Below are 21,363 nucleotides of genomic sequence, written 5' to 3'. Positions count from 1 at the left end.
GCTCAGACCGGGTCAGCGGAGAGCGCGAGCTCGCGCTCGACCACCGTGGCCAAGTCCTCGGCCTCGCGGCGGGCCTGCTCCTCGTCGGAGGCCTCCACCATCACGCGGACCACGGGCTCGGTCCCGGAGGGGCGCAGCAGCACCCGGCCAGTCTCACCCAGGCGGGCCTCGGCGTCAGCCACGGCGGCCTGGACCTCGGCATCCACGGCTGCGCGCTCCCGGTCCACGTCCTTGACATTGATGAGCACCTGCGGGAGGCGTTCCATCACCCCGGCCAGCTCGGCCAGGGTCTGGCCGCTGGCGGCCATCCGGGCACCCAGCTGCAGGCCGGTCAGCACACCGTCGCCGGTGGTGGCGTAGTCGGAGAAGATCACGTGGCCGGACTGCTCGCCGCCCAGGGAGTAGTTGCCGTGCTTCATGCCGGCCAGCACGTACCGGTCCCCCACCTTGGTCTCCACCAGGCGGACGCCCTCGCGCTGCATGGCCAGCTTCAGCCCGAGGTTGCTCATCACGGTCACCACGAGGGTGTCCTCCTGGAGGCGGCCGCCCTCCTTGAGGGCCACCGCGAGGATGCCCATGATCTGGTCCCCGTCCACCACCGTGCCGGTGGCGTCCACGGCCAGGCACCGGTCGGCGTCGCCGTCATGGGCGATCCCGAAGTCCGCACCGGTCTCCACCACCTTGGCCTGGAGCTTCTCCAGGTGGGTGGAGCCGTAGCCGTCATTGATATTGAGGCCGTCCGGGTCCGCGCCGATCACCACGACGTCGGCGCCGGCTGCCTTGAAGACCTCCGGCGAGCACCCGGCGGCGGCGCCGTGGGCGCAGTCAAGCACGACCTTCAGTCCGTCGAGGCGGTGCGGCAGGGTCTTGAGCAGGTGCAGGATGTAGCGGTCCTCGGCGTCCGCGAAGCGCTGGATGCGCCCGACGTCGGCACCGGTCGGCCGGTGCGGTGCCTCGTCCATCTGCCGCTGGATGGCGTCCTCCTGCTCATCGGTGAGCTTTTCGCCACCGCGCGCCAGGAACTTGATGCCGTTGTCCGGGGCCGGGTTGTGGGAGGCGGAGATCATCACGCCGAAGTCCGCGTCCAGGTCGTCCACCAGGAAGGCGGCGGCCGGGGTGGGGAGCACGCCGGCGTCGTAGACGTCCACGCCCGCACTGGCCAGGCCGGCCGAGACCGCGGAGATGATGAACTCACCGCTGATGCGGGGGTCACGGGCCACCACGGCGACCGGGCGGCGCCCGTGGGTCTCCTGGTGCCCCAGCACCACGGCGGCGGACTGGGCCAGCTGGATCGACAGTTCGACGGTCAGGATCCCATTGGCCAGGCCACGGACGCCGTCGGTTCCGAATAATCTGCTCATCATCGTGGATTCTATGCCCCCACGGCCGGGTTTCCGCGCCGCGGCGCGGCGACCGGGACGTGACATGGTCAAACAACGGGACGCGCCGGCGTCGTGCTTCCCGTGACCGGAGGGGGATGTTGTTCGTGGCCGCCGCTCACCCCAGCAGCAGCACACCACGGATGATCGCCGCGGCGCCGCCCAGTCCGGCCAGGGCGATGGCGACCGTGCGTGCGACGTCCACGGAGACCCTCGCTGCCAACCACGCGCCGAGCCGGATGCCGACCACCACGGTGACCACGATGATCGGGAACAGCCACCACGGCGGCAGCTGACTGACCGTGGTGGCACCGACGGCCAGCTTCGTCCCCACGGAGAAGATCCCCATGGTCATGAACGTGGGCTGCATGGTGGCGGCGAAGGAGCGCTGGTCCCAGCGCGCGAACCGGGAGTACATCACCATGGCCGGTGCGGCCACCCCGGCGCTGGTGTTGAGGAACCCTCCCACCGTTCCGGCGGCGGCCGTCAGGAACGGCGAGCGGATCCGGGGCACGGCTGGTGTCCCGAAGGTCAGGGCCAGGGCCACCAGCACGACCGCTCCGATGACGATGTTCAGCCACGCGGCATCGAGTTCCCGCACCATGAAGGCCGCCGGGGTCGCACCCAGCAGGGCCATGGGCAAGAACAGCAGGTAGCGCTTCCAGTCCACGTCCCGGATTACGGCCAGCATGATGAGGAAGCCGGAGACCACCGTGGTCGAGTTCGTCACGAAGACCCCCAGCGCCGGGCCCATCAGCAGGGCCAGCACGGGGGCCACCACCAGTCCCACCCCGGTGCCGGAGAGCCGTTGCAGGGCCGAGCCGACCAGGATGGCGGCGACCGTGGCGATCACGATGCCGACGGTCACGGCAGTCCCGCCCGGTTCGTCGCCCATCCCATGGTGTACAGCCGCGCCAGCCGGTGCCGCAGGGGTGTCGCCATGACCCCGCGCGCCAGCCCGTCCCTGGCGCGGCAGACGCCCGAGGGAAGGGGGCGCCCCAGCAGCATGTTGGCCTCGGCCTGGCGGGCGGCGCGGACCGCGGTGCGTTGCCGTCTCCGTTCCCAGGCGGCGAACTCCGGCCGGTCCTCTAACGGTCCCGACGCCGGCGCCCCACGGCCAGCTCCCCCGGCCACCCCGTCCCCTCCGTCGCCACCGGCCGATTCAACTTTGCGGGCAGAAAAGAGTACTTTTTCTTGCCCGCAAAGTGACGGGGTGGCCGTGGGCCCGCACAGGGAGGGGATGTCAGCCAGCAACGGTGCCAACTCCAGTGCGTCCAGCCAGCCCAGGGTCATCCCCTGGCCGCCGATCGGGCTGATGGCATGAGCCGCGTCCCCGATCAGCACCGTCCGTCCGGCCACCATGCGCCGGGCCAGTTGCCGGTACACGGAGAAGGACCGGACCATGGTGGCCGTCGCGGGATCGGGCAGGCCCGGTAGGGCTGACCGTTCCGGCGCGTCCAGCGGCGCCTCTCCCGTCGTCACCGTGTGCGCTGTCTGGCGCTCTCCCTGGCGTTCGCGGAGCAGCGCGACCAGGTCCTCCGCCCGCTCGGGCCATTGCTGCCGGCCGGTGTGCACCACCCAGCGGCGCTGACCGCCGGGCAGCGGGAAGGACTCGACCACGCCGTCCCGGTGCAGCTGGATGACGGCGGTCGGCTCGGTCCCACGTCCGCCGGGGTCCTCTCGGTCGGTGAAGTCGCCCATCAGGTAACTGTCCCCCCAGTCCTTCCGGTCCGTGCCGATGCCCGCCAGGCGGCGCACCGTGCTGTGGGCGCCATCGGCGGCCACGACCACGTCGGCCGTCCAGACCTCAGAGTCAGCGTCAGCGTCAGCGTCAGCGTCAGCGTCAGCGTCAGCGTCAACGTCAACGTCAGCGTCAGTCTCCCCCGCCGGCCGGACGGACACCCGGACCGGGCCGCCGTCGTCGTGGCCGGGCTGGTCCAGGCCCACCACCTCCACCCCGCGGTGCAGCGCACCGGGGGCCAGCCGCTCCAGATGCTCGGCGAGCAGCCGCTCGGTCCGGGACTGCGGAAGGGTCAGGACGAAGGGGTGCCGGGGGTGGGCGCGCTCGAAGGTCATCTCACCGAGCAGGCGGCCGTCCCCCTCACCGATCCCGCGGCGCACCGCCAGGCCCTCGGTCACGGCGGCCCGCTCCAGGCCCAGGACGGCGAGCGCCTCCAGGGCCGGTGGGTGCAGGCCGATGGCACGCGAGTGCTCCCGCGGGTGCTCGCGGCGTTCCAGGACGGTCACGTCCTGGCCCCGGGCGGCCAACAACCCGGCCAGGAACAGGCCGGCAGGACCGGCGCCGACGATGAGGACCTCAGCGTGCATCCCACACCGCGAGGTTCCGCCAGGGCAGCTGCGTGTGCGCCCGCCAGCCGGGACGCAGCACGGCGGCGAGCTCCCCCGGGGTGTAGCTGCGGCGAATCGAGGCGAGCCCGTCGGGGCGGATGAACGAGCCCGGGAACAGGGGGGTCGCCAGCCCGGCGCCGGCCGAGAACAGGGCGTAGGCGGCGGGGCTGCGCCGGATGTCACTGTGGACGGCCCGGCGCGCGGACAGCCGCTCGGAGTCGGCCAGCAGCCCGTCCAGCTCCGCCGGCTCCAGATGGTGGAGCAGGTGGTTGGACACCACCACGTCATAGCGTTCGCCGGCGGCCACCAGGTCTCCGCTGGTGGCCTGGCGGAAGGCCAGCCCGGGCACGGAGGGGCGCGCGGTCGCCCACGCGTGGGCCCGCGCGTCGGGATCGATGGCGGTGATGCTCACGCGGAAGCCGTCCCGCCGGGCCTGCCGTGCCAGCGCACGGGGCCGGTCCCCGCCGCCGGAGCCGATGTCCAGGAGCGTGACGGTGTGGTCCGTCGCCAGCAGCGGACGGATCCAGCGCCGGTAGGTCAGCTGCCAGCCGGCGACCACCGGGTTGACCACGCCGAACCCACGGTAGGTGCGGTGCAGGGCGTCCAGATCGCAATCGGGACGGTCCATCTGCTCCACGGTGGACGGCCGGCGCTCGCTCAGGCCGAGTGCGGGCCGGCCCGTCACCGGCAGCCTCACCGCACCAACGTCATCAGGGCCGACTCCACCGTCAGGCCCGGCCCGAACGCCATGGCGCAGACCCGCTCGCCGTCCGTTCCGGCCCCAACGGGCTCACCCGCGCGTTCCAGGATGCGTTGCAGGACGAACAGGACCGTGGCGCTGGACATGTTGCCGTAGTCCCGCAGGGTGTCCCGGGCCGGCTCGAGCTGGGCGTCGGTCAGCTCCAGCCGGGCCTGCACCTTGTCCAGGATGCTGCGCCCGCCCGGGTGGATAGCCCAGTGCTCCAGCTCCGCATAGGGGCGGGCGGCCAGCTCCGGCTCGGCGGCCAGCAGGGGCTCCAGCGCGCCGGTGATGTGCTCGTCGATGATGTGCGGGACGTAGGTGCCCAGGATCATCTCGAAGCCGTGATCGCCGATGTTCCACGCCATGGCCTCCTCCCCCACCGGGGTCAGCACCGTGGCGAAGCCGTCCAGCCGCAGGGCCGGCGCCCGGCCGGTGCCGGCGCCGCCTCCCGCCGTCGTCGCAACCCCGGCGTTCCCGGTCTTTCCGGCCTTCCCGGTCTCCCCCGTCACGATCGCGGCGCCCGCCCCATCCGAGAACAGCGAGGCCCCCACGATGGTGTCCTGGTCATTGGCCACGCGCACGTGCACGGTGCACAGCTCGGCGCTGACCACCAGCACGACGGCGGCCGGGTCCGCCTCGCACAACGCCGCGGCCTCGCGGAGGGCCGGGATGGCGGCATAGCAGCCCATGAATCCCAGGTGGATGCGCTTGGTGGTGGCGGCCAGGCCGAGGCGGCGGACCAGCTGGTAGTCCGGGCCCGGGGAGAAGAACCCCGTGCAGGAGACGGTGATGACGTGGGTGACGTCCTCGGGGCCGAGGTCGGGGCAGCCGTCGAGCGCGCCCCGGGCGGCCCGCTCATAGAGATCGTTGGCGTGGTCGGTGAAGACCGTGTTGCGGACCCCCGTGCTGGGGTTGAGGATGTGGCCGGTCTCCGGGTCGAAGAAGATGCCCTCACCGTTGCCGGTGCCGCGGCCGCCGTCCTGCCATTCCTCCACGACCGTGTGCCGGCGCTCGATGCCCGAGGCATTGAACGCCGCGGTGACCAGCCGGGTGCCGAGCCGGCTCAGGCCGGGCTGCGCAGCCAGCACGTCACGCACCTCCTCCTGATGCAGCACGGTGGGGGGAACGGCGGTGTGCAGCGATCTGAGCAGGGCGGTCATGCCTCATTGTGTGGGGACGGGACCCGTGGGGACAACCGTCAGAGTCCGAAGTGGCGAGCCTGTTCCACGGCCTCCGCCGCGCTGGAGGCACCGAGCTTGGCGTACAGGCTGCGGATCTGACCCTTGATGGTGTTCTCGGAGCGGTAGGTGGACGCGGCGATCTCCCGGCGCGTCATCCCGGCCTGCAGGGACTGGAGCACCTCGCGCTCGCGAGCGGTCAGTGCCGGGGCCTCACGTTCCACCAGCGACGGGCGGGCCAGCTGCTGGAGCCGGGCCACGCCGGCGTCGTCCACCAGACCGGCGCGCCGGAAGACGGGCGTCCAGCCCAACGTGTGGAAGCCGGAGAGATCCGCCAGCTCACCGCCATAGTGGTGGATGGACACCAAATGGCGCACCACTGTCTCCGGCACCGTGTCAGGGGTGCTCCGGGTCCGGGCCAGCACCCCGATCAGCGCGGACAGGTTCCGGTGCCGCTGACCGGTCCGCTCGGGCACGCGCAAGGCCCGTAGGGCAGCATCCGGGTCACCCTTCAACAGGCACCGCAGTGCCTCCAGGTCCGCCAGCTCCTGGCTACGGTCCCAGCCGGGCACCACGGTGAGGTCCCCGGTGCTGATCCGCGCCGCGTGAAACGCCTCGCTGAGGATCCGCTTGCCCAGGGGTGATTGGGCTGCGGCCGGCCGTTCATGACGCCAACCGAGAACCCACCGAGCGCCGTCCGCACCACGGCCTTCATAGCTCGCGGTCCGCACCAACAGCGCCGCATGGCTGGCCCAGAACTCATCCGTGTCCAGGTCTGGTGGCATCCGGTCCAGGACTGCATGGGCCGCCACGATGTCCAGATCAGTCAAGGCCAGATGTGCGCGGGCCACGTCAGCCGCGAATGCGGCGACGTTCCGCGCCACCCGCACCTTGGCCAGCGGTTCATCGACTTTGGCGACCCAGAAGCGTGCCCGGTCCGTGTTCCCCTGCTGGATGGACAGGAGGGCAAGCTTGCCGGCCACCTCGGCGATGAGGGGCTCGGCAGACCCCCGCATGGCCCAGTGAAAGGCCTTCTCATAGGTTGTCTTCGCCTCGGCCAGCCGGTCCGCCAGGTGCAGGGAGATCCCGGCCTGCAGTCCCACGAAGCCGGCCATCACCGGGCGCACGGGCGCGGAGGACAGGGCGGCGGACAGGGCCACGTTCAGTCGCACGGCGGCATCGGCTGACTCCGTGAACAGACCCACTCGGCGCAGGTAGGCGACCTCGATGGTGCCGAGGGCCAGGGCCGGCCGGTCCGGTGTGCGATACAGGCGTGTGGTCCCGGCGCGCAGGCCTTGCAACCCCTCATCGCGGTCATAGTCCGGCCGGTGGGCGGGCAACGTGAACGGCACGGTATCCGGGTCGGTGACACTCAAGAGGCCGGGCATGAATCCGGTGACGTCCACCCCTCCCACCCGTGCACGCGGAAGGCTGCTGACCGCTGAGGCCAGTGCCGGCTCGTTCCACACGAAGAGGTCGGCCCAATGCTCCAGCAGCAGGTCCTCCAGGCGGTTCCAGTCCCGCGCATCCACGGTTCGCTCGACGACGGCCCCGATGTGGCCCGTTGCCGCGAGCGCCCGGTCCACGGCCCGGTTCAGCTCGTCGACACGATGGGGGTGGCTCTCCTGGATCGCGTCCCGCAGACAGTCCCGGACCAGCCACGGCATGAACCAGCCACCGGTGCCGTCCCGGACCAAGAGGCCCAGGGACTCCAGGCCGCGTGCGCTCGGCATCGCCCCGAAACCCTCCGGGCGGAAGGCGTCGATGACCTCCTCGGTGAATTGCGGCAGGAACCCGGCCTGGGAGATGCTGCCGTCCACATCCTGCGGGTGCAGCCACCGCATCAGGGCGGAGAACAGTGACTGCCGGGCTGTCTGCACTCCCAGCGGGTCCGCGATGAGGATGGCGGCCGGCAGGAACCAGCCACCGGTCTTCAGGTGGATCCGGCGCGGGGTCAGCGGCAGCGGTGGCCGGCCGGGGTGATCACCGGCGAGCGCAGCCTCCCGCGCGCGGTGTGCCGCGAGGCGCGAGGCGAGCGAGAGAATCTCCCCCTCCGTCAGGAGCAGGTCGCGCGGGCCGGCGATGCGCGCCGGAAAGGCGGCGGCGAGGCGCCCCACGGGCGCCCCCTGATCGGCGACGACGGCGACCCGGCCGGCGTCGGGATCATACAGGAGCGCGCCCACCCGGCGGATGATCTCGTCCGTGTCCACCGCCTGACCGTTCAGGACGGGCCACGGCAGGACCCGGTCCGGCCCGCCCGCCCAGCCGTGGGCGAACCGCTGGGCCTCCGTCCCGGCCGGGGTGCGCACCACGAGGAGCCGCTCGCCGGCGTCGGGAGAGGCGAGGAAGCGCGGCAGGGCAGGGTGGGGCAGGGCATCGGGTTCGGGCAAAGACAGCAGGGCCATAAGTGCGGGGGCCTCGTTGCGGACAGGTGCGGGCGGACAGAGGGTCCAAGGATGGCACAGCTAACACGGCGTTGTCCCTGAGCGGCCGCCCGTGACCAGTGAGGGCCGTCACGGCGCGGGTAGGCTACCCCACAGTCACCACTCCACCATTCGAAGGGACATCCTCGTGAGAGAGACCCGATTCAGAGCCGCCGTGAGGACCCTCCTCGCGGCGTTCGCCACGTTGGGGGTGCTGCTGCTCGGCCTGGCTCCCGCAGCCACCGCATCCGGGACGGAAGGTTCGTCCGCGGCGCCGCCCACGGCCGCCGGAGCCGCGGTGGCCGGGACCGCCGTAGCCGCAGAGGCCGAAGCCGGCGGCACCGGCGAGACGTACGTCATCGGCACGGACACCACCTTCGCACCGTTCGAGTTCCGGGACGGCGGCGAGCTCGTCGGCATCGACATCGACCTGGTCAAGGCCATCGCCGAGGATCAGGGCTTCGAGGTGGAGTTTCGCTCCCTCGGCTTCAACGCCGCCCTGCAGGCCCTCTCCTCCGACCAGGTGGACGGCGTGATCGCCGGCATGGGCATCACCGAGGAACGCCAGGAGATCTACGACTTCTCCGACCCCTACTTCACCGCCGAACTGCAGTTGGCCGTCAACGGCACCAACGAGGAGGTGCAGGGCTGGGAGGACCTCGAGGGCGAGACCGTGGCCGTGAAGACCGGCTCCCAGTCCGAGGAGTACGCCAAGTCCGTCCAGGACGAATACGGCTTCGAGATCACCGCCCTGGACCAGACCACCACCATGGTCGAATCCGTCAAGGCCGGCTCCGCCACCGCCCTGATGGACGACTACCCCGTGCTGGCCTACGGCATCACGCAGGGCTCCGGGCTGAAGACCGTCACCGATCCGGTTCCCGTGGGCGACTACGGCTTCGCCGTGAACAAGGGCCAGAACGCTGAGCTGCTGCAGATGTTCAACACCGGCCTGGCCGAGCTGAAGGAGAGCGGCGAGTACCAGGAGATCCTGGACACCTACCTCGCCGAGGACGCGGAGACCGGTCCGGACGCCTCCTCCTTCTGGGGGCTGATCACCACCACGTTCCCCGCCCTGATGGTCGGCCTCGGCAACACCCTGCTGGTCACCGGCATCTCCTTCGCCCTGGCCATGGCCCTGGGCCTGATGTTCGGCTTCCTCAAGGTCTCCACCAACCCCGTGCTGCGGGGCATCGCCACCGTCTTCGTCAGCGTCTTCCGTGGCACCCCGATCCTCGTCTGGGCGTTCTTCTTCTACTTCGGCCTGCCGCAGCTGATCGGCACCGAGGTGGACATCTGGGTGGCCGGCGTGCTGACCCTGACGCTGAACGGCGCGGCCTACATCGCGGAGATCGTCCGCGGCGCCGTCCAGTCCGTGGACCCCGGCCAGATGGAGGCCTCCCGTTCCCTGGGCCTGGGCTACGGCAAGTCCATGCAGCGTGTGGTGCTGCCGCAGGCCTTCAAGATCATGACGCCCTCGCTGATCAACCAGCTGGTCATCATGCTCAAGGACTCCTCCCTGCTGCTGGCCATCGGCTTCGGCGAGCTCCTCTACCAGGCGCAGCAGATCTACGCGGCGAACTTCCGCGTCACCGAGGTGTTGCTGATCGTCGGCATCATCTACTTCGTGGCCATCACCCTGCTGACGCAGCTGGCCAACTTCGTGGATAGGAAGGTCAACAAATGAGCACCCCGGCACCCGAGTCCCCGACCCCCGGCGCTCCGGATTCCCCGGCTGGCGCCGCGCCCGCTGACGTCACGCCTGCCAGCACGCCCGCTGCCACGCCGGTGGCGGGCGGCCGCACCATCGGCGAGCGCGTCATGGTGGACGTGACGGACCTGCACAAGTCCTTCGGGGACAACCATGTCCTCACGGGCATCACCGGTCAGATCCGTGAGCGTCAGGTGGTGTGCGTGATCGGCCCCTCCGGTTCCGGCAAGTCCACCTTCCTGCGCTGCCTGAACCGGCTCGAGGAGGCGACCAGCGGCACCGTGCAGGTCGGTGACTACGACCTGACGGACCCGAAGGTGGACATCAACCAGGTCCGCCGGCACATCGGCATGGTGTTCCAGCAGTTCAACCTGTTCCCGCACATGACCGTGGCCGAGAACATCATGCTGGCCCCCGTCGAGCTCGGGAACCTGTCCAAGGCGGAAGCCCGGAAGCGCGCCGAGGAACTGTTGAACCGCGTGGGTCTGGCGGACAAGGCTCAGGCCCGGCCGGCGTCGTTGTCCGGCGGTCAGAAGCAGCGCGTGGCGATCGCCCGCGCGCTGGCGATGAGCCCGAAGATCATGCTGTTCGACGAGGCCACCTCCGCCCTGGACCCCGAGATGGTGGGCGAGGTGCTGCAGGTCATCCGGGACCTGGCCGATGAGGGCATGACCATGGTGCTCGTGACGCACGAGATGGGCTTCGCCCGCGAGGTCGCCGACCGGGTGCTGTTCATGGACGGCGGGACGATCGTGGAGGCCGGCACCCCGTCCGAGATCTTCGACCACCCCCAGCAGCCGCGACTGCAGGAGTTCCTCTCCAAGGTCCTCTGACGGCTGACCGAACACCACGCTTTGCGGGCAGAAATCAGTACTGATTTCTGCCCGCAAAGCGTTAAGCGCGGGTGAGGAGAGGAGGCCGGCCCGGCGTAGGCTCGTCGATGTGTCCAGCACTGACGCCCTCCCTGCCCGCCCCGCGCTCCCGGCATCCAGCACGCCCACCGGCCCCTACCGGCGGATGCCCCTGCAGCCGGCCGGCTCCGTGCCGGTGGACTTCACCAGCGTGGGCATCGCCGAGTCCCTGGACACCGCCACCCGCTGGCCGGACCACTCCCACACGGTGCATGAACTGCTCTGGAACGACGCCGGCCCCTCCACCCTGCGCGCCGGCCCGCGGACCTGGACGGTCACCCCGGCGATCGGGCTCTGGATGCCGGCCGGGACGGTGCACTCCGCGCAGGCCCCGGCGGGCACGGTGTACCGGGCCACGTACTTCTCCCTCGACGTCGCCCGGGAGGCCGCCCGGCCCCTGCCCGCCGAGCCGGTTTCCCTGCGCGTCACCGGGCTGCTGCGGGAACTGCTGCTGCGGCTCGGCGAGGAGGGCCTGAACGAGCACTCACGCCGCCTGACCGAGACCATGGTGCTGGACGTGCTGACCCCGGCCCCGCACCAGTTCCTCGTCCACGAGCCCACCGCCGGACTCCTGCAGCCGATCGTGGCGGCCGTCCTGGCCGACCCGGCCGATGCCCGGACCCTGGGCGACTGGTCGCGGCAGCTCGGGGTCAGCGAGCGCACCATCACGCGGGCGTTCCGGGCGGAGACCGGGTTGGGTTTCGCCCGCTGGGTCGGATCGGTGCGGGTCCAGCGGGCCACCACCCTGCTGGCCGACGGTGAACCCCTCGAGGACATCGCCGAGGCCATGGGCTACCGCAGCGCCAGCGCGTTCGGGGCGGCGTTCCGCAAGCTGACGGGGACCACGCCGAGTTCGCTCCGCTGATCCACGAAGACTCGTCACTCATCGGTCATCTCGTCGTCAGTTTCAGCGACGAATTGTCCGTTCAGTGACGACGTGCTCGGTGATGGCAGGTCGTTCCGCCGCGCGGGTGTCCACGACGGACATCTTCACTGTCCGAAATGCGACAGGACGCTGCGGTTCATCGCGATTGCTCATTAGCGCACACCTGTCTACATTATTTAGGCAAGCCTTACCTGATTGAAGCCCAACCATGGAGCCACGTCAGTCAGGCCATCCTGCATCCCCAGTGTCATTAGAGTGGAGTCATCATCGTGCGCACCTCCCGCCCCTTCGCCTTCTCGGTCGCCGCCGTCGGCCTCGTCCTCGCCCTGTCCGCCTGCGGGTCCGGCACCGCCGACCCCGCTGCGGACTCCGGGGCTCCGGCCGGTTCCGCCGAGGCCGCCGACTCCGGCCAGCAGTTCCCGATCGAGGTGGAGCACGCCTTCGGCACCACCACCATCGAGTCCAAGCCCGAGCGGGTCGCCACCGTCAACTGGGCCAACCACGAGGTGCCGCTGGCCCTCGGCGTGGTCCCCGTCGGCATGGCCGCCGCCAACTTCGGTGACGACGACGGCAACGGCGTGCTGCCCTGGGTCGAGGACGAGCTCGCCGAGCTCGGCGCCGAGACCCCGGTGCTCTTCGACGAGACGGACAGCATCGACTTCGAGGCCGTGGCGGACACCGATCCGGATGTCATCCTGGCGGCCTACTCCGGCCTGACGCAGCAGGACTATGACACCCTGTCCGAGATCGCCCCCGTGGTCGCCTTCCCGGAGACCGCCTGGGGCACCGACTGGCGGGACATGATCCGGCTGAACTCGCAGGGCATGGGGATGGAGGCCGAGGGGGACGCGCTGATCGAGGACCTCGAGGGTCAGATCGCCGAGACCGCCGCCGAGCACCCCGAACTCGAGGGCACCTCCGCCATGTTCCTCACCCACGTGGACACCGCCGATCTGTCCACGGTGAACTTCTACACCGGCCATGACACGCGGACCATGTTCTTCGAGGACCTCGGCATGACCGTGGCCAAGTCCGTCCAGCAGGTCACCGACGAGACCGACCAGTTCTCCGGCACCGTCTCCGCCGAGCAGGTGGACCAGTTCGACGACGTCGAGGTGATCGTGACCTACGGCGACCAGTCCCTGGTGGACACCCTCGAGGCGGATCCGCTGCTGTCCCAGATGCCAGCCGTCGAGAACGGCGCCATCGTGGCCCTGGACGGCACCGGCCCGCTCGGCACCGCCGCCAACCCGACGCCGCTGGCCCTGCCCTACGTCCTCGAGGACTACGCAGACCTGCTGGCCGAGGCCGCCGCCGCGTCCGAGTGATCGTGCCCGAGTGACCCTCACCGCCACCTCCGCCACCTCCGCACCCGCCGCACCCGCCGGCCTGGCCCCTGCCCTGCGCAGGGGGCAGCGGCACCGCCTGGCCTGGCTCGGGGCCGGGCTCGTGGTGCTGGCCCTGCTCTGCGCGGCCTCCGTCGCCATCGGCTCCCGCACCGTGGGCCTGCCCGCCATCGTCGAGGCGCTGGGCTCGCTCGGCGAGCCGGTCGAGGGACTGGACCAGGCCGCCGTCGTGAAGCGCATCCCGCGCACCGTGCTGGCCCTGGCGGTGGGCGCCGCGCTGGGCGTGGCCGGAGCCGTGATGCAGGGCGTGACCCGGAACCCGCTGGCCGATCCGGGCATCCTCGGGATCAACATGGGCGCCTCGCTGGCCGTGGTGGTCGGCATGGCCTGGTTCGGGATGTTCGCGGCGCACCAGATGATCTGGATGGCCATCCTCGGCGCCGCGGTGACCGCCGTGCTGGTCTACGCCATCGCCTCGGCGGGCCGCAGCGGGGCCTCCCCCCTCAAGCTGGCCCTCGCCGGGGCGGCCCTGACCGCGGTGGCGACCTCCTTCATCACCGCCGTGGCCCTGCCCCGCGGGGACATCTCCGCGAACATCCGCTCCTGGCAGATCGGCGGGGTCGGCGGGGCCGCCTGGGACGCGATCGCGCTCGTCGCCCCGTTCCTGGGAGTCGGACTGGTGCTGGCCCTGGTGAGCGCCCGCAGCCTGAACTCCCTGGCCCTGGGCGACGACCTCGCCGCCGGCCTGGGCGAACGCGTCATGCTCGCCCGCGGGCTGGCCGCCCTGTCCTCCGTGCTGCTGGCCGGCGCCGCCACCGCCGTGGCCGGACCCATCGGCTTCGTCGGCCTCGTGGTCCCGCACGCCTGCCGCCTGCTGGCCGGGCCGGACCACCGCTGGCTCCTGCCGTACTCCGCCGTGGCCGGCGCAGGGCTGCTGCTGGCCTCGGACGTCCTCGGCCGCATCATCGCCCGCCCCTCCGAGATCGACGTCGGCATCCTCACCGCCCTGATCGGCGCCCCGTTCTTCATCCACATCGTCCGCCAGCGGAAGGTCCGCGAACTGTGATGGCCCCTTCCACGCGCTCCGCTCCCGCTCCGGCCCACGACGCCGTCCGCGCGTCCCCCGGGGCCAGCTCGCCCGCCGCTCGCGGCACCGTTCCCGGCGCCCGTCCCACCGGTTCTTCCTCCGGTTCTCCCACCGGCACCCGTGCGAAGGTGACGGGCGCACGGCAGGGGCGGCGCCGGCGTCGAGCGCTGGTGATCGGCATCCTGACCGTGCTTGTGGTGGCGGTCTTCGCCGCGTCCCTGATGGTCGGGCGGACCTTCTACGGCCCCGCCGAGGTGCTCGGCGTGGTGTTTGGGCAGGACGTGGACGGGGCCACGTTCACCGTGGGCACGCTGCGGCTGCCACGCGCGGTGCTCGCCGTGGTGGCCGGCGCCTGCTTCGGGCTCGGCGGCGTGACGTTCCAGACCATGCTGCGCAACCCGCTGGCCAGCCCGGACATCATCGGCATCTCCTCGGGCGCCTCCGCCGCGGCGGCGTTCGCGATCATCGTGCTCGGGATCGACGGCCCGGCCCGCTCCGCGTTCGCCATCGCGGCCGGCCTGGGCGTGGCCCTGCTGATCTACCTGCTCTCCTCGAAGGGCGGGGTGGCCGGTACCCGGCTGATCCTGGTGGGCATCGGGATCGCGGCGATCCTCACCTCCCTCACCAACTACCTGCTCTCCCGCGCCGGTTCCTGGGACTTGCAGGAGGCGCTGCGGTGGCTGACGGGCTCGCTCAACGGGGTGGGATGGGAGCAGGTGCTGCCCACGCTGGTGGCCCTGCTGGTCCTCGCCCCCGTGCTGCTGGGCCAGTCCGCGAACCTGGAGTCCCTCACCCTGGGCGATGACACCGCGGCCGGGCTCGGCGTCCGGGTCAACCGCACGCGGTTGGTGGCGGTGATCGCCGCCGTGGGCCTCGTGGCCTTCGCGACGGCGGCCTGCGGTCCCATCGCGTTCGTCGCCTTCCTGTCCGGTCCCATCGCGGCCCGGCTGCTCGGCCCGAATGGCTCCCTGCTGGTGCCCTCCGCCCTGGTGGGGGCCCTGCTGGTGCTCGTGGCCGACCTGGTGGGCCAGTACGCCATCGGCACCCGCTACCCCGTGGGCGTGGTGACCGGCGTGCTCGGGGCGCCCTTCCTGCTGTACCTGATCGTCCGCCAACACCGCACCGGAGCCACCTCATGACGTCCCACCTGAACCTCACGGCGAGCCCTCGCACCCCCTACACTCCCAGCGTTTTGCGGGCAGAAATTGGTACTAATTTCCGCCCGCAAAGCGAGAGTGCGGGGCGGCACGAACCGGAAGCAGGGCGGCACGAACTCCGGGCCGAGGGGTTGGCCGTCGGCTACGGCGAGCAGCACGTGCTCTCCGGCCTCGACCTGGAGATCGAGCCGGGCACCGTGACCTCGATCGTGGGGGCCAACGCCTCCGGCAAGTCCACCCTGCTGCGGACCCTGTCCCGGCTGCTCTCCCCCGCCGGCGGCCGGGTGCTGCTCGACGGCCGCTCGGTCCACTCGATGCCCTCGAAGGAACTGGCCCGGGTGCTCGGCCTGCTGCCCCAGTCCCCGGTCTCCCCGGACGGGATCACCGTGGCGGACCTGGTGGGCCGCGGCCGGCACCCGCACCAGCGGATGTTCCGCGCCTGGAGTGCCTCTGACGACGCCGCCGTGGCCCACGCCCTCGACGCCACCGCCACCGCGGACCTGGCCGACCGACCCGTGGACGAGCTCTCCGGCGGCCAGCGCCAGCGGGTGTGGATCGCCATGGTGCTGGCGCAGCAGACGGATCTGCTCCTGCTCGACGAGCCCACCACCTTCCTCGACGTCAGCCACCAGATCGAGGTGCTGGACCTGCTCGCGGACCTCAACCGGGACCGCGGCACCACCATCGTCATGGTGCTGCACGACCTCAACCTCGCCGCCCGTTACTCCGACCGGCTCGTGGCGCTGGCGGGCGGCAGTGTCTACGCCGCCGGGCCGGCCTCCACGGTCCTCACCGAGCAGTGCGTGCAGGATGTGTTCGGGCTGCGCAGCCGGATCATCGACGACCCGGTGTCCGGCGGCCCCCTGGTGGTCCCGGTGGGCCGGCACCACCTTGCTGTCGACTGACGGGGCCTGATCAGGCTCAAAGGACCTGACACGGGGTACCGTGGACTGTTGCCCGTCCGGCAGCTGTTGCTATCCCCAGTTTGCTACCCCAGCTTGCTGTCCCCAGCCGAAAAGTCCTCATGTCCCTGCCCCGGCCCCACGCGCACCCCCGTGCCCGTCCGCCCTCCCGCCCCCGCGCCCAGTGGGTGGACACCGCCAAGGGGATCTCGATCCTGCTGGTCGTCCTGCTGCACACCAGCCTCTGGCTGCGCCAGGCGGACATGGACCGGATCCCCGCGTTCAGCGCCCTCAACACCGCATTCGAGGACCTGCGCATGCCGCTCTTCTTCGCCATGTCCGGGTTGTTCGCCGCGAAATGGCTGGCCGCGGGCTGGGGCGACTTCCTCCGCACCAAGGCCTCACTGCTGGTCTGGGTGTTCCTGCTGTGGCAGATCCCCGTGATCGCCTACCGGATCATCGGCGGATCCCTGCTGCCGGGCATGGTGCACACGGACCTCGGGACGCAGCTGGAGACCTGGGCGTGGTCACCGCTGCGGGCCAACGCCGAACTGTGGTTCCTGTGGGCCCTGGTGCTGTTCCTCCTCGCCGGACGCCTGCTGCAGCGAGTCCCCACCGGGTGGGTGATCGGCTCGGCGGCGGTCCTGTCCGTGGTGTGGTCCGGCCTGGTCTGGCCGGGTTCCACCGGGCTGGAGGGCGGCGAACTGCGGCACCTGGTGGGCACCGGCCTGTTCCAGGCCCCGGCCTATTTCCTCTTCTTCATCGCCGCCGCGCGCGGCAGCTCCTGGGTGCGCGACGGCGTCGCCCGGGTCCCCCAGACCGTGTGGGCTGCCGTCGCGGTCGGCTGGCTCGTGGCCTTCGCCTGGCTCGGGCTGCTTGAGGACCAGCGGGACCAGCCGGGCGTGGTGTTCCTGGGCCAGGTCTGCGGCGTACTCGGCGGGATCGCCCTCGCGGTGTCCCTGCAGCGGATTCGCCCGGCGGCCCGCGCGCTGGCGTTCCTGGGCCGGCACACACTGGAGGTGTATCTCTCCCACACCACGATCGTGGTGGCCCTGACCTGCCTGCTCTACCTGGCCGGGTCACCCCTGCTCGCGGCACCGTGGGCGGCGTGGACGGTGGTGGCCGTGGCCCTCACCGCGATCGGCCTGGGCCTGCTGTTGGGCCGGGCTGCCCGGGGCACCTGGCTGCTGGAGACACCGGCGTTCCTGCGGCGGCTGCCGGGCTCGCTGCGCCGAGCCTCTCGCTCCCCGGCCACGTCAACCTCGTTGTATTCCCCGGTTGCATCGGCATCCGGCGTGTCCACTCCCTCGGACCCCCAGGACTCGGCGGTGACGATAGTACGTCGGTAGTACGGCCGTCACCGCCACCGGTGGTTCACGTCCGGAGTGCTCGCTACAGTGGGCGGCACGTGATCGACGACAGGAGACGACCATGACTCCAGCACCCGAAACGAACACCGACCGCTTCCCGGAGCACATTCCCGCCCAGCAACAGCAGCCACCGGGCGTGCAGTCGCAGATGACTCCTCTGCCGGACTGCGGGGAGACCAGCTACCGGGGTTCCGGCAAGCTGGAGGGCAGGGCCGCCATCATCACCGGCGGGGACAGCGGGATCGGCCGCGCCGTGGCCATCGCCTTCGCCCGGGAGGGGGCGGACGTGTTAATCGCCTACCTCAATGAGGACGAGGATGCGCAGGACACCGCCCGGTATGTCGAGGAAGCCGGACGCCGCGCCGTGCTGGTCCCCGGCGACCTCTCGGATCCGGCCCACTGCCGCAGTGTGGTGCAGCGGGCCATCGACGAGTTCGGCCGGCTGGACGTGCTGGTGGCCAACGCCGCGTTCCAGATGAGCCACGAGAACCTCGAGGACATCTCGGACGAGGAGTTCGACCACACGTTCCGGCTCAACGTGGGCCACTACTTCTACCTGGCCAAGGCCGCGCTTCCGCACCTGAAGCCCGGGGCCTCCATCATCGGCACCTCCTCGGTGAACGCGGACTCCCCCAGCCCGACCCTCGCGCCCTACGCGGCGACCAAGTCGGCCATCGCCAACTTCTCCGCCTCCCTGGCGCAGCTGCTCGGCCCGAAGGGCATCCGCGTGAACTCGGTGGCGCCCGGCCCGATCTGGACCCCGCTGATCCCGTCCACCCTGCCGGAGGAACAGGTGGAGGACTTCGGCCAGCAGGTGCCGCTCGGCCGCACGGGCCAGCCGGCCGAGCTCGCCCCTGTCTACGTGATGCTGGCCAGCGACGACGGCAGCTACGTCTCCGGGGCGCGGGTGGCCGTCACGGGCGGCTCGCCGATGCTGTGAGTGGGGATGCCGTGAGCGGGGATGCCGTGAGCGGGCGCATGAATCTCGAGGACCGCCGCGACGGCTATGTCGACCTGCGCTCCTATGCCGCGATCGGCAACGGCCGGACCGTGGCCCTGGTGGCGCATGACGGTTCCGTGGACTGGTTCCCCGTGCCGGATCTGGACTCCGCCCCGGTCTTCGCCCGGCTGCTGGACGCGGACCATGGCGGCTGCATCGAGCTGCACCCGGACCGTGAGGCCCTCTCCGCCGCAGGCGTGGACGTCACCACGGATCTCGGAGTCCACCGACAGTACGTCCCGGGTACCAACGTGCTCAGCACGACCTACCGCACCCCGGTGGGCGCCGTGCGGGTCACCGATTCCGTGAACATGGGCTCCACCGGCGCCCTGCCCTGGACGGAGCTCGCACGCTGCGTGGAGGGCCTCGACGGCCAGGTGCCGATGCGGTGGCGCGTGGTCCCGGGGACCATGCTGAACACCGCCTCCCCGTGGGTGCAGCAGACGGACCAGGGTCCGGTGATCCGCGTCGGCGAGGTCTCCCTCGCCGTGCGCGGCGAGGACATCGGAGCGCACGACGCCGGCCCGCAGGCCATCTCCGGCCGGTTCACCTCCGGCGAGGGGACCGAGCACCTGCTGGCCGTCGTCGGGACCGCGGCGGAGCCGCTGCGGCTGCCACAGACCCACGCGATCCGGCGCAACGTGGACCTGAGCGTGGACCTGTGGCGGCGCTGGACCGACCTGCTGGAGTACGACGGGCCCTACGAGGACGAGGTGCGCCGCAGCGCGCTGGTGCTGAAGCTGCTCGGGCACAGCCCGTCCGGGTCGATCGCGGCGGCCGCCACCACCTCCCTGCCGGAGAACCGCGAGGGCACCAAGAACTACGACTACCGCTTCGCTTGGATCCGTGATGCGACCTACACGCTGCACGCGCTCCTGCGGCTGGACGAGCAGGAGGACGTGCACGCCGCCGTGTCCTGGCTGCTGCGGCTGGCGCGGGAGCAGCAGCCCCGGCTGCACGTGCTGAACCGGCTCAACGGGCACGTCCCGGAGGCGGGCACCACGGAACTGGAGGTACCCGGCTGGCGCGGCATCGGCCCCGTGGTGTCCGGCAATGACGCCGCCGACCAGTTGCAGCTCGGCGTCTACGGGGACATCTTCGACATGGCGACCCTGTACGTGGACGGCGGCAACGTGCTGGACGCCGATACGGCCCGGATGCTGTCCGGGCTGGCGGATGCCGTGTGCGATCTCTGGATCCGGCCCGATGCCGGCATGTGGGAACTGCCCGAGCACCGGCACTACACCAGCTCGAAGATGGGCTGCTGGGTCGCGCTGGACCGGGCCATCGCCCTCGCCGAGCGCGGCCACCTGCCCGGGACTGACGACCGGTGGCGGGACGAACGCGACCGGATCCGGGCCTGGATCGAGGAGTACGGCTGGTCCGAGGAGCGCGGCGCCTACGTCTGGTACCGCGGGAGCGAGGAACTGGATGCCTCCGTGCTGTTGCACACGATCAGCGGGTTCGACACCGGTCCCCGGATGTCCTCCACCATCGATGCCCTGCGCGAGGAGCTGGGCCGCGGTCCGCTGCTGTTCCGGTACAGCGGGATGGACGCGGAGGAGGGGACCTTCACGGCGTGCGGCTTCTGGTGCGCGGCGGCCCTCGCCCTGGTCGGCCGGCGTGCCGAGGCCCGGGAGCAGATGGACGCGATGCTGGCCCTGGCCAACGACGTCGGCCTGTACACCGAGATGATCGACCCGGCGGACGATTCGTTCCTGGGCAACATGCCGCAGGCCTTGAGCCATCTGGCCCTGCTGGTGGCCGCCCTGACCCTGAACGGGCAGTGAAGGAACGGGCGGCAGCCCTGGCGCTCATTGCACAATACGGCATGATTCCGTAGATTAATTAGGTGTGCCTTACCTATTGTCGTCAGGCACGCGGAGGCACCCGCCTCGATCCCTACGGAAAGCAGACCATGACCGCGACCGCGACGCAGACGTATCCCTCGACCCGTGCCTACCAGACCCGGGTGGCGCGGATCAGCCGGCTCGGCGAGCGCTTCGTCCGGTTCACCTTCGCCGACGACGACCTGCAGTACTTCGGCACCGGCGGCCTCGATCAGCGCATCAAGCTCATGCTGCCCCGCGCGGACGGCACCCTGCCGGACGTGGGACTGTTCGCCGACCCCGCCCCCGCGATGATGGAGTGGTACACCCGCTGGCGTGAGCTGCCGGAGGCCGAACGCAACGCGATGCGCACCTACACCGTGCGCGCGGTCCGCCCGGAGGTCCGCGAGATCGACGTGGACTTCGTGCTGCACGGCACCGCGGGGCCAGCGTCCGCATGGGCGCTGGGGGCCGCCGTCGGGGACGAGATGGTGATCCTCGGACCGGACGAGCGCTCCGAGACGCGCGGCCGTGGCCGCAGCGGGGGCATCGAGTGGGAGCCAGGCTCGGCCCGCACGGTGCTGTTGGTGGGCGACGAGACCGCCGCCCCCGCGATCTGCGCCATCCTGGAAACCCTCGACGAGAGCTTCGGCGGGCACGTGTTCATCGAGGTGCCGGACGCCGGGGACATCCTGCCCGTCGCCACACCCCCGGGGGTGCAATTGAACTGGCTGGCCCGTGGTGATCGTCCGCACGGCGAGGCCCTGACCGAGGCCGTGCAGGCCTGGGGCCGCGAGTTTGGCGCGGAGGTGGCCGGTGCTGGTGCCGCTGGGACCGGAACTGACAGTGCTACTGGCGCAGCCGGCGTCGTGGGCGAGACTGATGCAGAGGCAGCCGATGCGGAGGCGACCCTGTGGGAGGTTCCCCCGGAAACCCCGCATGGCCATTGGTACGCCTGGCTGGCGGGCGAGGCCGGCACCATCACCGGGCTGCGCCGCCACCTGGTCAAGGGCCTGGGCATCGACCGGAAGTGCGTCTCCTTCATGGGGTACTGGAAGATCGGCCGCGCCGAGGGCTCCTGACACCCCTCGCT

17 protein-coding genes are annotated in these 21,363 nt (G+C 71.1%); 11 read left to right on the top strand and 6 right to left on the bottom strand.

What is annotated here, in order from left to right; translation table 11 throughout:
• Positions 1–2: 2 nt before the first annotated feature.
• The 6 genes from glmM to AB0333_RS00935 all read right to left on the bottom strand — a co-directional run bounded on the left by glmM (position 3) and on the right by AB0333_RS00935 (position 8,053).
• A complete protein-coding gene (gene glmM, locus AB0333_RS00960) occupies positions 3–1,361 on the bottom strand; it encodes a phosphoglucosamine mutase (RefSeq protein ID WP_366216900.1) in 1,359 nt (452 codons plus the stop codon).
• A gap of 136 nt (positions 1,362–1,497) precedes the next feature.
• Entirely contained in the window at positions 1,498–2,247 is a 750-nt protein-coding gene (locus tag AB0333_RS00955; protein WP_366216898.1) for a sulfite exporter TauE/SafE family protein, read from the bottom strand.
• Positions 2,244–3,707 carry an NAD(P)/FAD-dependent oxidoreductase gene (locus tag AB0333_RS00950; RefSeq protein WP_366216897.1) on the bottom strand — a complete coding sequence of 488 codons (1,464 nt, stop codon included), beginning with the start codon at positions 3,705–3,707 and terminating at the stop codon, positions 2,244–2,246. Before AB0333_RS00950 ends, AB0333_RS00955 begins: the two co-directional genes overlap by 4 nt.
• Entirely contained in the window at positions 3,697–4,425 is a 729-nt protein-coding gene (locus AB0333_RS00945) for a class I SAM-dependent methyltransferase (RefSeq protein WP_366216896.1), read from the bottom strand. The genes AB0333_RS00950 and AB0333_RS00945 overlap by 11 nt, the downstream gene beginning before the upstream one ends.
• Complete coding sequence (locus AB0333_RS00940; protein ID WP_366216895.1) at positions 4,422–5,630, bottom strand: type III polyketide synthase; 1,209 nt, start codon at positions 5,628–5,630, stop codon at positions 4,422–4,424. Before AB0333_RS00940 ends, AB0333_RS00945 begins: the two co-directional genes overlap by 4 nt.
• A 38-nt stretch (positions 5,631–5,668) precedes the next feature.
• On the bottom strand, positions 5,669–8,053 hold the full coding sequence (locus AB0333_RS00935) for a helix-turn-helix transcriptional regulator (RefSeq protein WP_366216894.1): 2,385 nt from the start codon (positions 8,051–8,053) through the stop codon (positions 5,669–5,671).
• Positions 8,054–8,369: 316 nt separating this feature from the next.
• Between AB0333_RS00935 and AB0333_RS00930 the strand changes: the two genes are divergently transcribed.
• The 11 genes from AB0333_RS00930 to AB0333_RS00880 all read left to right on the top strand — a co-directional run bounded on the left by AB0333_RS00930 (position 8,370) and on the right by AB0333_RS00880 (position 21,352).
• Positions 8,370–9,758: an amino acid ABC transporter substrate-binding protein/permease gene (locus AB0333_RS00930; protein ID WP_366217183.1), complete on the top strand. Its 1,389-nt coding sequence runs from the start codon at positions 8,370–8,372 to the stop codon at positions 9,756–9,758.
• Between the two features lie 134 nt (positions 9,759–9,892).
• Positions 9,893–10,615 carry an amino acid ABC transporter ATP-binding protein gene (locus tag AB0333_RS00925; RefSeq protein ID WP_366217182.1) on the top strand — a complete coding sequence of 241 codons (723 nt, stop codon included), beginning with the start codon at positions 9,893–9,895 and terminating at the stop codon, positions 10,613–10,615.
• Positions 10,616–10,724: 109 nt separating this feature from the next.
• Positions 10,725–11,558, top strand: coding sequence for an AraC family transcriptional regulator (locus AB0333_RS00920; RefSeq protein ID WP_366216893.1), 834 nt, complete (start codon positions 10,725–10,727; stop codon positions 11,556–11,558).
• 290 nt (positions 11,559–11,848) lie between these two features.
• Entirely contained in the window at positions 11,849–12,907 is a 1,059-nt protein-coding gene (locus AB0333_RS00915) for an iron-siderophore ABC transporter substrate-binding protein (protein ID WP_366216892.1), read from the top strand.
• 10 nt (positions 12,908–12,917) lie between these two features.
• Positions 12,918–13,991, top strand: coding sequence for an iron ABC transporter permease (locus AB0333_RS00910; protein WP_366216891.1), 1,074 nt, complete (start codon positions 12,918–12,920; stop codon positions 13,989–13,991).
• The gene (locus tag AB0333_RS00905; RefSeq protein WP_366216890.1) at positions 13,991–15,151 is read left to right on the top strand and encodes an iron chelate uptake ABC transporter family permease subunit; all 1,161 of its coding nucleotides are present in this window, start codon (positions 13,991–13,993) and stop codon (positions 15,149–15,151) included. Before AB0333_RS00910 ends, AB0333_RS00905 begins: the two co-directional genes overlap by 1 nt.
• Positions 15,148–16,074, top strand: coding sequence for an ABC transporter ATP-binding protein (locus tag AB0333_RS00900; protein WP_366216889.1), 927 nt, complete (start codon positions 15,148–15,150; stop codon positions 16,072–16,074). The genes AB0333_RS00905 and AB0333_RS00900 overlap by 4 nt, the downstream gene beginning before the upstream one ends.
• Positions 16,075–16,193: 119 nt before the next feature.
• Entirely contained in the window at positions 16,194–17,420 is a 1,227-nt protein-coding gene (locus AB0333_RS00895; protein WP_366216888.1) for an acyltransferase, read from the top strand.
• Between the two features lie 82 nt (positions 17,421–17,502).
• Positions 17,503–18,381: an SDR family oxidoreductase gene (locus AB0333_RS00890; RefSeq protein ID WP_366216887.1), complete on the top strand. Its 879-nt coding sequence runs from the start codon at positions 17,503–17,505 to the stop codon at positions 18,379–18,381.
• Positions 18,382–18,419: 38 nt separating this feature from the next.
• A complete protein-coding gene (locus AB0333_RS00885) occupies positions 18,420–20,231 on the top strand; it encodes a glycoside hydrolase family 15 protein (protein WP_366216886.1) in 1,812 nt (603 codons plus the stop codon).
• Positions 20,232–20,359: 128 nt separating this feature from the next.
• Complete coding sequence (locus AB0333_RS00880) at positions 20,360–21,352, top strand: siderophore-interacting protein (protein ID WP_366216885.1); 993 nt, start codon at positions 20,360–20,362, stop codon at positions 21,350–21,352.
• Positions 21,353–21,363 lie beyond the last annotated feature (11 nt).

This window comes from Citricoccus sp. NPDC079358, from assembly GCF_040702545.1.
Taxonomy (GTDB): domain Bacteria; phylum Actinomycetota; class Actinomycetes; order Actinomycetales; family Micrococcaceae; genus Citricoccus.
Note: the sequence above shows the minus strand (reverse complement) of the source record. Positions and strands in the feature narration are given on the sequence as shown.

Excerpts from the sequence above, each read along its gene's own strand:
- glmM (WP_366216900.1), bottom strand. The coding sequence starts at position 1,361 with ATGAGCAGATTATTCGGAACCGACGGCGTCCGTGGCCTGGCCAATGGG.
- AB0333_RS00950 (WP_366216897.1), bottom strand. The coding sequence starts at position 3,707 with ATGCACGCTGAGGTCCTCATCGTCGGCGCCGGTCCTGCCGGCCTGTTC.
- AB0333_RS00940 (WP_366216895.1), bottom strand. The coding sequence starts at position 5,630 with ATGACCGCCCTGCTCAGATCGCTGCACACCGCCGTTCCCCCCACCGTG.
- AB0333_RS00935 (WP_366216894.1), bottom strand. The coding sequence starts at position 8,053 with ATGGCCCTGCTGTCTTTGCCCGAACCCGATGCCCTGCCCCACCCTGCC.
- AB0333_RS00925 (WP_366217182.1), top strand. The coding sequence starts at position 9,893 with ATGGTGGACGTGACGGACCTGCACAAGTCCTTCGGGGACAACCATGTC.
- AB0333_RS00905 (WP_366216890.1), top strand. The coding sequence starts at position 13,991 with ATGGCCCCTTCCACGCGCTCCGCTCCCGCTCCGGCCCACGACGCCGTC.
- AB0333_RS00900 (WP_366216889.1), top strand. The coding sequence starts at position 15,148 with ATGACGTCCCACCTGAACCTCACGGCGAGCCCTCGCACCCCCTACACT.
- AB0333_RS00895 (WP_366216888.1), top strand. The coding sequence starts at position 16,194 with ATGTCCCTGCCCCGGCCCCACGCGCACCCCCGTGCCCGTCCGCCCTCC.
- AB0333_RS00890 (WP_366216887.1), top strand. The coding sequence starts at position 17,503 with ATGACTCCAGCACCCGAAACGAACACCGACCGCTTCCCGGAGCACATT.
- AB0333_RS00885 (WP_366216886.1), top strand. The coding sequence starts at position 18,420 with ATGAATCTCGAGGACCGCCGCGACGGCTATGTCGACCTGCGCTCCTAT.
- AB0333_RS00880 (WP_366216885.1), top strand. The coding sequence starts at position 20,360 with ATGACCGCGACCGCGACGCAGACGTATCCCTCGACCCGTGCCTACCAG.